Raw genomic sequence first — 13016 nt, 5'->3', positions numbered from 1 at the left:
CCGGTCCGCGCCGTCATTCGCCGTCACCGGGACTCGGGCGGTATCCCGGGGACGATCGGCGGGGCGTCGCGATGCGTGTCCGGCCTGTCGTTCACCCCTTCCGCGTCGTCGACGGCGGGATCCTGAGCCTGCGCCTCCTCCGGTGCCGGATCCGGGGCGGTGGCGTACAGCTCGGTGAGGGTGCGGTACGACCGGGTGAAGAAGGCCAGGCTCGCGGCGACCACCATGATCAGCCCCGCGAAGAGGCAGATCAGTGCGATGCCCCGCGCCTCGCCTTCGCCGAGGAGCCACCCCCACTGCCGCTGCCCCTGCGCGCTGTCCATGTACGGGATCACGAGGAACTCGGCGATCGGGGCGATGAGGAAGGCGGTGATCGGAGCCGCCGCCGCTTCCATCGCGGCCGCAGTACCGAACACCCGTCCCTGGCGCGCGAACGGCACGACCTTCTGGATGACGGTCTGCTCCGCGGCCTCGACGGGCGGCACGAGCGCCATGTACACCCACATGCCGAGGACGTACAGGGGCCACCACTCGCGCAGCATGAAGATCGCGCCGAGGAGCCCCATCGCGATCACGACGAGGAGCATCGTGCGGACGGGCTTCCTGCCGAGGCCGAACTTGGCCACCAGTCCCCCACCGATGAGGAAACCTGTCGAGGCGAAGGCCAGGGCGAACCCCCACATCTGCGCGTCGAACAGCGTGAGTCCGTACGGATCCATGAGCGCCATGTAGACGCCGCCGATGAGGTTGTTGAAGGTCGAGAAGACGATGAGCGCGAACAGTCCGGGCGCCTGGCCGATCGCCTGGACGCTGCCGCGGAAGTCGACGGCGCTCTTCGCCTCCGGATCGACCTCGGGCTCCGCCTCCGGTATCCGGATGAACAGCAGGTGCGCGAACGTGAGGGCCATCGCCGCGATCGCGATTCCCAGCGTCCACCCCATGCCGAGGAAGCCGATCGACAGGCCGGAGAAGACGCTCGTGACGAGGAACGCGATCCCCTGAACGGTGCCGACGAGACCGTTGGCGTTGGCCCGTTTCTCCTCCGGCACCAGCAACGTCACCGTCGTGGACAGCGCGATGTTGCGGAGCTGCTCGATCACCCCGCCGAACAGGATGACGCCGGAGAAGAGCCAGAACCACGGTCCGCCGAGGTCGAGCAGGGAGGCCTCGGGCTGCCAGAGGTAGAGCACGCCTGCGACGAGGAATGCCGCCGCGGAGATGACGCTCGACAGCAGCATGACGCGGTGCTTGCGGTGCCGGTCGACGATGGTGCCGAACATCATCGCGAAGAACGCGACGAACAGCATGTACGCACCACCGATGATGCCCGTGGCCAGCACGGACCGGGTCTCGATGTAGACCCAGAACGTGAGGGCGAACCACAGGAAGCTCGTCGTGACGTTGGCGATCAACGTGTTGACGAGGACGTTCGCGAAAGCGGTCTTCGCCGCGCTGCGCTCCATGGGTTCGAGGGTAGAGCGGGCTTCCGACATCCGGTAGGGGAAGGCGATTAGGCTTGTCCGGTGAGCATCCCGCACGACCCCGCCATCCGGGGCTTCGCCAGTGACAACTACTCCGGCATCCACCCCGAGGTCCTGGCGGCCCTCGCGGCCGCGAACGGGGGCCACCAGGTGGCCTACGGCGAGGACGCCTACACCGCCCGCCTGCAGGAGGTGTTCCAGGCGCACTTCGGCGACACCGCCGCGGCGTACCCGGTGTTCAACGGCACCGGGGCGAACGTCACCGGCCTGCAGTCGATGCTGCCGCGCTGGGGTGCCGTGATCGCGGCCTCGACCGCCCATATCAACGTCGACGAAGGCGGAGCGCCCGAGAAGATCGGCGGCTTCAAGCTCCTCACAGTCCCCACCGACGACGGCAAGCTCACCCCCGACCTCATCGACCGCGAGGCCTGGGGCTGGGGCGACGAGCACCGCGCGCAGCCGCTGGTGGTCTCGATCACGCAGTCCACCGAGCTCGGCACGCTGTACACGGCGGAGGAGATCCGCACGATCGCCGATCACGTCCACGCGCGCGGCATGAAGCTCCACGTCGACGGCGCGCGCCTGTCGAACGCGGCCGCCGCCCTCGACCTCCCGCTGCGGGCGTTCACGACCGACGTCGGGGTGGACGTGCTGACCTTCGGCGGCACGAAGAACGGCGCGATGCTCGGCGAGGCCATCGTCGTGCTGAACCCGGAGGCCGCCGTCGGCCTCAACTACGCGCGCAAGTTCAACATGCAGCTCTCGTCGAAGATGCGGTTCGTCTCGGCGCAGCTCATCGCCCTGCTCGACGGCGACCTGTGGCTGCGCAACGCCCGGCACGCCAACGCCATGGCGGCCCGGCTCCGCGGGCGGATCGAGGACGGTCTCGCCGACGGGTCGATCGTCGGAGTGGAGTTCACGCAGCCGACGCAGGCGAACGGCGTGTTCGCGACTCTGCCGGAGGGCGTCGCCGATCAGCTCCGCGACGTGTTCCGCTTCTACGACTGGGACGCGGCGCGCCGCGAGGTGCGCTGGATGTGCGGCTTCGACACCGAGGAGTCCGACGTGGACGCCTTCGTCGACGCCCTCGCCCGCCTCACGCGCCCCTGACACCCCGGGTTCGCGTCGAGACCCCAGGGTGCTCGCGCGTCTACGCCGGGGTGTGGGCGCGAAACCGGGGTCTCGGCGGGAGAAGGTCGCCTAGCGCTTCGACTTGCGGTAGCCGGCCTTGACGGCGGCGCTCTCCGTGGAGAAGCACGCCTCCGGCTTCGTCTTCGCGTAGTACGCCCCGCTCCGCACGTGATAGATCATCGACTGCGCGTTGCCCTTGATGGGAGCCCACGCGGGGCAGTTCCAGGTCGAGATCGGCGTGGTGCGCCCCGGATAGACGACGGCGGCCGTACGAGCCGATGTGCGCGCGGCGGAGATGTAGCCGCTCTTCGTGCCGGTGACCCGGACCGTGATCCTCGCCTTCACCATCGCCGGGGTGACGACGAGCGTCGAGCCGGTCGCACGGGAGATCGCCCGCCCGTTCATGTACCACTGGTAGCTCAGCCGGGTGCCGCTCGTCCAGGTGTACGGGACGGCCGTGAGGCGGGAGCCCACGATCGCGGATCCGGTGATCCGAGGCGTCGGTGCGGACAGGATCCCCTTCACCGCGGCCGTCGGCTTCGAGCGCCGTGATGCGGCGGCGTACCCGGCTTTGGTCCCGGAAACGACGACGGTCACCGTCTTCACGGCCGCCGACGACGGAAGCGTGAACGAGGCCGCGGTGGCTCGTGCGACAGCGGCACCGTTGATGTACCACTGATACGTCAGCCGTGTTCCCGCCGTCCAGGTTCCGGTCCTGACCTTGAGGGTCTGCCCGACGGTCGGAGTTCCGGTGATCGACGGTGTCGGGGCGACGAGCGGGCGGAGCACCGCGGCCGTCGCAGCCGAGCCGACCGTCGCCGACGCGAAGGCGGCCTTCTTCCCGGTCACCTGAACGGTGATGCGCGTCCCCGCGTGCGCCGTCGTCAGCGTGAGGGAGGAGGCCGTCGCCTTGGCGATCGCCTTTCCGTTCGCGTACCACTGGTAGCTGAGCGCGGCACCCGCGGTCCAGGCTCCGGGGAGCGCTCGAAGGGTCTGTCCGACGACGGGCGTACCGCTGATCGTGGGCACCGAGGTCTCCATGCGGTGCAGCGCCTCGAGCGCGGCATCGATCCCCGGCCGCGCCTCCCCTGCAGCCAGCACGAGCGGCCGCGCCTTCTCGAATCGAGGTGCGTCCTGCCACCACTCCGAGACCGCGCCCGCGACCGACGATACGAAGGCGACGCGATACTCGCCCGCCGGCAGCCCTCCGACCGCGAACGTACCGGCGTCCGTCACGACGTTGGCGGCGGCGACCGCGGCTCCGGCTCCGGCCGCCGGGTAGACGGCGACGACGACCCGCTGCCCGGTGATGTCCACGCCGGTCGGCGCGGTGACGCGCCCGGAGACGAGGGCGGAGCGCTCGAGCACCACGTCGCGCACGAACCCGTCGGGCCCCACAGACACGACCTCGCCGACCTGCGGGCCCCCCTGATCGAAGACGGCGCGTCCCTCCGACACCACACCGAGGACGACGTCGCCCTGCGGGACGCGCAGGGAGTACGACCCGTCTGTCACGCCGACGGCCGCGAGCGGGGAACCGGCATCCGCCCCGGGTGCATAGGCCGCGACGAAGGTCCGTCCCGCGCTCAGATCGGTGCCGTCAGGGAACGTGACCTGTCCGGAGACGACGGCGGTGCCGTCCGGATCCGTCTCACCGGGAGCGGCGGCGATCTCCGCGGCCGCTTCCACTGCCGTGGGAAGCGCTTCGGCGACCCCGGGGAAGGCCGGGTCGGGCGCAACCGCCGCACTGGCGGGTGCCGCGACGAAGACGAGCCCGGAGGCGAGGAGCGCGGCGGCGACCGTGACGGCCAGCGCGCGGAGGGTGCGGAGAGGAGCGGCGAACGCCATGAGCATCCTTCGGGACGGACGCGGTCGATGACCGCGCGGATCAGGGCGTTCTGAACAGATCACCTTCGTCATGAATACCGCTCCCACGCTCCGAGGACAAGCTCGGATTCCTGCGCCATTCGCCGAGACCCCGGGCCGCCGTCGAAACCCCGCGTTCCGCACGGGTCAAGCCCGGGGTCTCGACGCGAAGCCGGGGTCTCGTCGGGGAGGGCGCGAAGAGGGTCAGCGGAGGAGGCCGAGGCTGGCGAGCGCGTGCCGGATGAGGGTGCCGCGGCCGCCCTCCATCTCGGCGGCGACGGCATCGGAGGCGGCGGCCTCCGGGGAGAACCACGTCACCTCCAGCGCGTCCTGACGCGGCTCGCACGTGCCGGTCACAGGCACCACGAAGGCGAGGGAGACGGCGTGCTGACGGTCGTCGTGGTACGCGCTCACCCCCGGGATCGGGAAGTACTCGGCCACCGTGAACGGCAGCGGCTGCGGCGGCAGCAGCGGGAAGGCCATGGGACCCAGGTCGTTCTCGACATGACGGAACAGCGCGTCGCGGATCGTCTCGCCGAAGCGCACGCGGCCCGACACGATCGTGCGCGTGATCTCGCCGAGCGGGGTGGAGCGCAGCAGCACACCGATCTCTGTGACCTGACCGGAGCCGTCTGTGCGCACGGGGATCGCCTCGACGTAGAGCATCGGAAGGTGGCGCCGCGCCTCCTCCAGCTCGACGTCGCTCAGCCAGCCGGGGTTCGCGTCCGGGCTCGGCGGGTTCGCGTCGCGGAACGAACCGAGGCCCTCGTCGTCGGGCTCCGGCTCCGGATCGGGTGTGCGCACCGCCATGCCTCCTTTCTACCAGCCGTCCTCGTCGATGGGGAGCACCGGCGCGAGCCCTGGCAGGATGACGGTGTGACCGAGAACCTGACGATCGACGCTGCCGCGACGCGCTGGTCGCCCCCTGACCCCGCCGGGCTCCCGCTGCTCGTCCTGCTGCACGGGTACGGCGCCGACGAGCACGACCTCTTCGGCCTCGTCCCGTATCTGCCCTCCGGCATCGCCGTGGCCTCGGTCGCTGCTCCGCTCGCCCCGCCGTGGCCGACCCCCGGTCGCTCCTGGTACCCGATCGAGGGGCTCGACGGACGCAGCTCCGCCGCCGTCACCCTCGCGGCCGAGGCGTTCCTACGCTGGCTCGACGAGGCCGCGGCGGACGCGCCGTCGGTGGCGCTGCTCGGGTTCTCCCAGGGTGCCGCGGTATCCCTCCAGGCCCTGCGGCTCGCGCCCGAGCGGTTCGGTGCGGTCGTCGCACTGAGCGGGTACGCCGCCCCGGACGCCCTTCCCCAGGACGAGCATCTGGCGGAGGTCAGCCCTCCGGTGTTCTGGGGCCGCGGCACGCACGACGACGTCATCCCCGCACCGCTGATCGCCCACACGGCGCAATGGCTCCCCGCGCACACGACCCTCTCCGGCCGCGTCTACAGCGGCCTCACCCACAGCATCTCCGAGGAGGAGCTCGGCGACGTCCACCGCTTCCTCACGACCTGGGTCGCGGGGATCGACGCGGATCAGGCGGAGGGGCCTCGGCCGTCCTGAGTGTCGTCGCCGGAGTCCGGGCCGTCGACGGCGTCGGCGCCGTCCGACCCTTTCTCGACGCTGCCTCCCGATCCGCGGAAAGCCACGGACAGCGCGATGCCGATGGCGACGCCGAAGACGAGGCCGAGCGCCCAGTTCTGCAACGCGACGCCCATGGAGACACCGATGGCCATGCCGACCGCGAGACCGATGCCGAGGCCGGTCCTGGCGCGCATCTCCTCCGGGCTGGGGTTCCGATCGTCTGCCATGCCTCCACGGTAGAAGCCCGCGAGCGCCCCCGCATCCCCCGCGCGACGGACCCGCGACACGCCCGGGAGTTGCACGACGCGACACGCCCGGGTATCGTCGTGGCGTCCTGTCCGCCGTGTCTGGAAGTCCTTTGATCTGAATCGTCGCCTCCGCGCCCCTCTTCTCGCGCGCTGACCCGACGATCGCCGACTCCCCGGCAGACGCCCTCCTCCGCTTCCGTGACTCCACGGCCCGGCAGGGGCTCGGTGTCAGTGCACCCTCGCACTCGACAGGAGACACCCCATGTCACACCCCTCTTCCTCGCACGCCTCGGTCGTCCTCGACCGGCTCTCCTTCACCTGGCCGGACGGCACGGTCGCGCTCGACGGCGTCTCCGGAGCCTTCGGTGCCGGGCGCACGGGCCTCGTCGGCCGCAACGGCGCCGGCAAGTCCACCCTGCTCCGACTGATCGCCGGGGAACTCGACCCCACTTCCGGATCCCTCAACACCTCGGGCGAGGTCGCCTTCCTCCCCCAGCAGCTCACGCTCGACGTGGACCGCCGGGTGTCCGACCTCCTCGGAGTGACGGCGGCCCTCGACGCCGTGCGCGCCATCACGGCGGGCGACGTCGACCCGGCGCACTTCGACGCGGTCGGCGACGACTGGGACATCGAGGCACGGGCGGAGGCCTCCCTCGCGGAGGCCGGGCTCGTCCCCGCGTTCCTCGACCGCACGGTCGGCGAGTTGTCCGGCGGGGAGGCCGTGCTCGTCGCGATCGCCGGGATCCGGCTGCGGCGGGCACCCATCACGCTCCTCGACGAACCGACGAACAACCTCGATCGCGACGCCAGGGCCACCCTCGCCGCGATGGTGCAGTCGTGGAAGGGCACGCTCATCGTCGTGAGCCACGACCTCGCACTGCTCGAGCTCATGGACGACACCGCCGAGCTCTACGGACGGAACCTCTCGGTGTTCGGCGGGCCGTACTCCGAGTGGCGCGCGTGGCTGGATGCGGAACAGGACGCGGCGAAGCAGGCCGAGGTCGCCGCCGCCCAGGTGCTCCGCAAGGAGAAGCGGCAGCGGATCGAGGCCGAGGTCAAGCTCGCTCACCGGGCCCGCACCGCCAAGAAGGCCGAGGTCGAGAAGCGCGTTCCGAAGATCATCGCGCACGGTCGGAAGATGGCCGCCGAGGTGTCCGCAGGGAAGCTGCGCACCGAGGTCGGCGCGAAGGAGGACGCGGCACGTGCGGCACACGATGCGGCGGGACGGCGGGTGCGGTCCGACGCGTCGATGAAGATCGAGCTGCCGGACCCCGACGTGTCACGGAGTCGGCGGATCGCCGAGCTGAGCGGGCCCGAGCGGTCGTGGGTGATCCAGGGTCCGGAGCGCGTGGCCCTCGTCGGACGCAACGGCGCCGGCAAGACGACCCTGCTGGAGCGGCTGGTCGACGGGGCCGTGCACAACTCAGGAGAAGAGGCGCCGGAACGTCCGAATCCGACGCCGGAGGCGGAGATCGGGCGCGATCTCCTGAGTTGTGAACGGCCGGAGCTCCGGGCGGAGGCGCTCACTGACCGGATCGGCTACCTCCCGCAGCGCGTCGACGGTCTCGACGAGAGCCTCTCCGTCTTCGCGAACGTCGCCGCCGCGGCACCGCAGGTCCCGGAGAAGGAGCTCCGCAATCGGCTCGCGCGGTTCCTCATCCGGGGCGGGACGGCCGACCGTCCGGTGTCCGCGCTGTCCGGCGGGGAGAGGTTCCGGGTCGCTCTGGCCCGGCTGCTCCTCACGGATCCGGCTCCGCACCTCGTCGTCCTCGACGAGCCGACGAACAACCTCGACCTCGACACGGTCGACCAGCTCGTCGAGGCGCTGCGGGCCTACCGCGGCGCGGTGCTCGTGGTGAGTCACGACGACGCCTTCCTCGACCGGCTCGACCTCGACCTCACGCTCGAGATCGACGCGGACGGCGTGCTGCAGGAGGTCGTGTGACCTCGTCATCCATTCCGTCTGCACGACCCTTGTCCGCCTGCACGACCGGAACCACGGTTCGGTCGTGCGGGCGGGACCGGGTCGTGCGGGCGGGAGAGGGGGCTGTCAAGGTCCGAGCCGGATGTCGGTGGGGTCGGGAATGATGGAGACATGAGCGACGTGCTCGACCGCTTCACCCCGGCCACACAGGACTGGTTCCGGGGTGCCTTCACCGCCCCCACACCGGCCCAGGCGGGCGCGTGGGAGGCGGTCTCCGCCGGCAAGCATGCCCTCGTCGTGGCGCCGACAGGATCCGGCAAGACGCTGTCGGCGTTCCTCTGGGCCATCGACAGCGTGTTCCGCGAGCGCGCCGACGCGCCGGAGGAGCCGAAGAAGGACGGGTCCCGGACGCGGATCCTCTACATCTCCCCGCTCAAGGCCCTCGGCGTGGACGTGGAGCGCAACCTGCGTTCGCCGCTCATCGGCATCGGGCAGTCCGCCCGGCGGCTCGGCCTCACCGCCCCCGGCATCACGGTGGGCGTCCGCTCGGGCGACACGACATCGAGCGATCGGCGCAAGCTCGTGTCCGATCCGCCCGACATCCTCATCACCACGCCCGAGTCGCTGTACCTGATGCTCACGAGCAGGGCGGGCGAGACGCTGCGCGACGTGCACACCGTCATCATCGACGAGGTGCACGCCGTCGCCGCCACCAAGCGCGGCGCGCACCTCGCGGTGAGCCTGGAGCGCCTCGACGCCCTCCGTCGCTCCCACGGTGCGGAGACCGCAGCGCAGCGGATCGGCCTGTCCGCCACCGTGCGCCCCATCGACGAGGTGGCGCGCTTCCTCGGCGGCGGTGATCCGGTCGAGATCGTCGCCCCGCCGGCATCGAAGACCTTCGAACTCGGTGTCGTCGTGCCGATGGACGACATGACCAACCCGCCGCCGCCACCCGGGGCCCCGCCGGAGGCGCCGGGCATCGACGCGGAGTACACCGAGGTCACCGGGTCGGTGTGGCCGCACGTCGAGGAGGCGATCGTCGACCGCATCCTCCAGAACAACTCGACCATCGTCTTCGCGAACTCCCGCCGCCTCGCCGAACGGCTGACCGGACGGTTGAACGAGATCTACGCGGAACGGATCGGCGTCGCGCTTCCGGAGCCGACCGTGCCCGCCGCGATGATGGCGCAGGCCGGGTCCACCGCGGGCGCCGATCCCGTGCTCGCCAAGGCCCACCACGGCTCGGTGTCGAAAGAGCAGCGTGCGCAGGTCGAGGAGGAGCTGAAGTCGGGCGTGCTCCGGTGCGTCGTCGCCACGAGCAGCTTGGAGCTCGGCATCGACATGGGCGCCGTCGACCTCGTGATCCAGGTGGAGGCGCCGCCGTCCGCGGCCTCCGGACTCCAGCGCGTGGGTCGCGCCGGGCATCAGGTCGGCGAGATCAGCCGCGCGGCCCTGTTCCCCAAGCACCGCGGCGACGTGCTGCACACCGCGATCGTGACGGAGCGGATGCTGGCGGGGAAGATCGAGGCGATCCAGGTGCCGCGGAATCCGCTCGACATCCTCGCCCAGCAGACCGTCGCGGCCAGCGCCCTCGGCGCCATCAGCGTCGAGGAGTGGTTCGAGACCGTCCGCCGGTCCGCCCCGTTCCAGTCGCTCCCCCGCTCCGCGTACGAGGCCACCCTCGACCTGCTGGCCGGCCGTTTCCCCTCCGACGAGTTCGCCGAGCTGCGGCCGCGACTCGTCTGGGATCGCGATGCCGGCACGCTCACCGGCCGCCCGGGCGCACAGCGGATCGCGGTCACCAGCGGCGGCACCATCCCCGACCGCGGCCTGTTCGGCGTCTTCGTGGCCGGCGAGTCCACGGGCGCCCGAGTGGGCGAGCTCGACGAGGAGATGGTCTACGAGTCCCGCGTCGGCGACGTGTTCACCCTGGGGACCACGAGCTGGCGCATCGCCGAGATCACCCACGACCGGGTCAACGTCATCCCCGCCTACGGCCAGCCGGGAAAGGTCCCGTTCTGGCACGGCGACGGCATCGGGCGTCCGTTCGAGCTGGGCGAGGCACTGGGGGCGTTCTCCCGCGAGGTGTCCGCCGCGAAGCCGGAGAAGGCGGAGCAGCGCCTCATCGCCGCCGGACTCGACGAACAGGCGCGCGCGAACCTCCTCGCCCACCTCTCCGAGCAGCGAGAGGCCACGGGTACCCTGCCGACGGACCGCACGCTGACCGTCGAGCGCGGACACGACGAGGTCGGCGACTGGCGCGTCATCCTCCATTCCCCGTACGGCATGAAGGTGCATGCGCCGTGGGCGCTGGCGATCAACGCACGGGTGCGAGAGCGCCTCGGCGTCGAGGGCTCCGCGGTGGCGAGCGACGACGGCATCATCGTCCGCATCCCCGACGCCGAGTCGGAACCGCCCGGCGCGGAGCTGTTCGTCTTCGATCCGGATGAGCTCGAACAGCTCGTCACGCAGGAGGTCGGCGGCTCGGCGCTGTTCGCCTCGCGGTTCCGGGAGTGCGCCGCGCGGGCGTTGCTCATGCCGCGCACGAACCCCAACCGCCGGACGCCGCTGTGGCAGCAGCGCCAGCGCTCGGCGCAACTCCTCGAGGTCGCGCGCCGGCATCCCACCTTCCCCGTCATCCTGGAGACCCTGCGCGAGGTGCTGCAGGACGTCTACGATCTGCCGTCGCTGCGCAAGCTCGCCACGAGCATCGCCGACCGCCGCATCCGCCTCGTCGAGACGCAGCCGGGGCAGCCGTCGCCCTTCGCGCGCGACCTCCTCTTCGGCTATGTCGGGGCGTTCATGTACGAGGGCGACTCACCGCTCGCGGAACGCCGCGCCGCCGCTCTCTCCGTCGACCCGGCGCTGCTGGGCGAGCTGCTGGGCACGGTCGAGCTGCGCGAGCTCCTCGACCCCGACGTCATCGCCCAGTTCGAGCGCGAGGCCCAGCGGCTCGATCCGGAACGCCGGGCGCGCGGCCTGGAGGGCGTCGCCGACCTGCTCCGGCTGCTCGGCCCGCTCGACGCTGACGAGGTCGCCGCGCGCCTCGATCCCGACTCCACCGACGGGACGACCGCGGCGGCACTGCTCGACGACCTCGTGACCGCGCGGCGGGCCATCCCGGTCACGATCGCCGGAGTGTCCAGGGTCGCCGCGATCGAAGACGCAGGGCGCCTGCGGGATGCGCTCGGGGCCGCCCTGCCGACCGGCATCCCCGTCGCGTTCCTCGAGCCCCTGGCGGATCCCCTCGGCGACCTCGTGGCCCGTCATGCCCGCACCCACGGCCCCTTCACGACCACGGCCGTCGCCGAGCGGTTCGGCCTCGGCGCCGCCGTCGCGCGGCACACCCTGCAGCGCCTGGAGACGAACGGCCGCCTCACGAGCGGGTACTTCCTCCCCACCGCGGCCGGCAGCGGCGACGACATCGAGTGGTGCGACACCGAGGTCCTGCGGCGCCTGCGCATGCGGTCGCTCGCGGCGATCCGCGGATCCGTCGAACCCGTCTCGCCCGAGGCGTACGCGCGGTTCCTTCCGGACTGGCAGCATCTCGGTCGCCCCCTGGAGGGCATCGACGGCGTGCTCACGGTGATCGAGCAGTTCGCCGGCGTCCCGATCCCGGCCAGCGCCTGGGAGTCGCTCGTCCTGCCATCGCGGGTGCGCGACTACTCCCCGGCGATGCTCGACGAGCTCACGGCCGCGGGCGAGGTGATCTGGTCCGGACACGGCACGCTCCCCGGGCGCGACGGGTGGGTCTCACTGCACCCCGCCGATCTCGCCCCGTTCACGCTGCCCGATCCGGACGCGGAGATCGCCGCGGAGTCGCTGGAAGCGCGCCTCCTCGCGGCCCTCGCGGCGGGCGGCGCCTACTTCGCGGCGCAGCTCAAGGAGATGACCGGCGCCGAGAACGAGCAGTCCGTGCTGGAGGCGCTGTGGTCTCTGACCTGGTCGGGGCATGTGACGAACGACACGTTCGCGCCGATCCGCTCGCTGCTGACCGGCGGCTCCCAGGCCCATAAGGTCAAGCGCCGTGCTCCGCGTGCGCGCACCTATCGCGGCATGTCCCTCACGCGCACGGCTCCTCGACCGACCTCGATCGGCGGACGCTGGTCGTTGCTCCCCGAGGTCGAGACCGACCCGGCGCGCCGCGCGACCGTCACCGCCGGCCTGCTCCTCGACCGGTATGGCGTCGTCACCCGCGGGGCCGTGCAGTCGGAGGGCGTGCCTGGCGGTTTCGCGCAGGCATACCGTGTGCTGGCCGGGTTCGAGGAGGCGGGGCACTGCCGCCGCGGCTACGTGATCGAGAAGCTCGGGGCCGCACAGTTCGCGGCATCGGCCACGGTCGACCGTCTGCGGACCTACGCCGGTCTCGCCGATCCGCCGCCGCGGAAGGCCGTCACCCTGGCGGCCACCGACCCCGCGAACCCCTACGGCGCGGCGCTCGGGTGGCCGAAGCTCGAGGGCGTCTCGCATCGCCCGGGGCGCAAGGCCGGCGGGCTCGTGGTGCTCGTCGACGGCGCGCTCGTTCTGTCGCTCGAGCGCGGCGGACGGACCGTGCTGTGCTTCACGGACGACGAGGAGGTGCTGCAGGCCGCCGCCGCCGACCTCGCGACGACAGCCAGGGACCGCCGCCTCGACACCCTGACCGTCGAGAAGGTGAACGGCGAGGGGGTGTACGGCACGATCCTCGGGCGGGCTCTGCAGGAGGCGGGCTTCGTGCAGACACCGCGCGGCTTCACCCTCCGCAAGGCCGTCTGACCCGGCCTGACCACGACCACCATCGACCCACCC

8 protein-coding genes are annotated in these 13016 nt (G+C 71.6%); 4 read left to right on the top strand and 4 right to left on the bottom strand.

Annotated features, from left to right (window positions below):
* Nucleotides 1-23 precede the first annotated feature (23 nt).
* Complete coding sequence (locus AB0310_RS14310) at nt 24-1463, bottom strand: MFS transporter (protein WP_366237510.1); 1440 nt, start codon at nt 1461-1463, stop codon at nt 24-26.
* A gap of 60 nt (nt 1464-1523) precedes the next feature.
* Here AB0310_RS14310 and AB0310_RS14305 point away from each other — a divergent pair, with 60 nt between their 5' ends.
* Nucleotides 1524-2591 carry a threonine aldolase family protein gene (locus tag AB0310_RS14305; RefSeq protein ID WP_268776646.1) on the top strand — a complete coding sequence of 356 codons (1068 nt, stop codon included), beginning with the start codon at nt 1524-1526 and terminating at the stop codon, nt 2589-2591.
* 90 nt (nt 2592-2681) lie between these two features.
* Here the strand turns inward: AB0310_RS14305 and AB0310_RS14300 are convergent, their stop codons facing one another.
* Together AB0310_RS14300 and AB0310_RS14295 are read right to left on the bottom strand one after the other, a co-directional pair.
* The gene (locus AB0310_RS14300) at nt 2682-4460 is read right to left on the bottom strand and encodes a sunset domain-containing protein (RefSeq protein ID WP_366237509.1); all 1779 of its coding nucleotides are present in this window, start codon (nt 4458-4460) and stop codon (nt 2682-2684) included.
* A gap of 222 nt (nt 4461-4682) precedes the next feature.
* Complete coding sequence (locus tag AB0310_RS14295) at nt 4683-5288, bottom strand: DUF4916 domain-containing protein (RefSeq protein ID WP_268776644.1); 606 nt, start codon at nt 5286-5288, stop codon at nt 4683-4685.
* 66 nt (nt 5289-5354) lie between these two features.
* Between AB0310_RS14295 and AB0310_RS14290 the strand changes: the two genes are divergently transcribed.
* The gene (locus tag AB0310_RS14290; RefSeq protein ID WP_187662312.1) at nt 5355-6035 is read left to right on the top strand and encodes an alpha/beta hydrolase; all 681 of its coding nucleotides are present in this window, start codon (nt 5355-5357) and stop codon (nt 6033-6035) included.
* Here the strand turns inward: AB0310_RS14290 and AB0310_RS14285 are convergent.
* A complete protein-coding gene (locus tag AB0310_RS14285) occupies nt 6008-6283 on the bottom strand; it encodes a hypothetical protein (RefSeq protein ID WP_268776642.1) in 276 nt (91 codons plus the stop codon). The genes AB0310_RS14290 and AB0310_RS14285 overlap by 28 nt on opposite strands.
* 283 nt (nt 6284-6566) lie before the next feature.
* Between AB0310_RS14285 and AB0310_RS14280 the strand changes: the two genes are divergently transcribed.
* On the top strand, nt 6567-8249 hold the full coding sequence (locus AB0310_RS14280; RefSeq protein WP_366237508.1) for an ABC-F family ATP-binding cassette domain-containing protein: 1683 nt from the start codon (nt 6567-6569) through the stop codon (nt 8247-8249).
* Nucleotides 8250-8399: 150 nt separating this feature from the next.
* On the top strand, nt 8400-12983 hold the full coding sequence (locus AB0310_RS14275) for an ATP-dependent helicase (protein WP_366237507.1): 4584 nt from the start codon (nt 8400-8402) through the stop codon (nt 12981-12983).
* Nucleotides 12984-13016: the final 33 nt, after the last annotated feature.

This window comes from Microbacterium meiriae (assembly GCF_040702565.1).
Lineage (GTDB): Bacteria > Actinomycetota > Actinomycetes > Actinomycetales > Microbacteriaceae > Microbacterium > Microbacterium meiriae.
Note: the sequence above shows the minus strand (reverse complement) of the source record. Positions and strands in the feature narration are given on the sequence as shown.

Coding starts and splice junctions, on each gene's coding strand:
- AB0310_RS14310 (WP_366237510.1), bottom strand. CDS start 1,463: ATGGAGCGCAGCGCGGCGAAGACCGCTTTCGCGAACGTCCTCGTCAAC.
- AB0310_RS14300 (WP_366237509.1), bottom strand. CDS start 4,460: ATGGCGTTCGCCGCTCCTCTCCGCACCCTCCGCGCGCTGGCCGTCACG.
- AB0310_RS14295 (WP_268776644.1), bottom strand. CDS start 5,288: ATGGCGGTGCGCACACCCGATCCGGAGCCGGAGCCCGACGACGAGGGC.
- AB0310_RS14285 (WP_268776642.1), bottom strand. CDS start 6,283: ATGGCAGACGATCGGAACCCCAGCCCGGAGGAGATGCGCGCCAGGACC.
- AB0310_RS14280 (WP_366237508.1), top strand. CDS start 6,567: ATGTCACACCCCTCTTCCTCGCACGCCTCGGTCGTCCTCGACCGGCTC.
- AB0310_RS14275 (WP_366237507.1), top strand. CDS start 8,400: ATGAGCGACGTGCTCGACCGCTTCACCCCGGCCACACAGGACTGGTTC.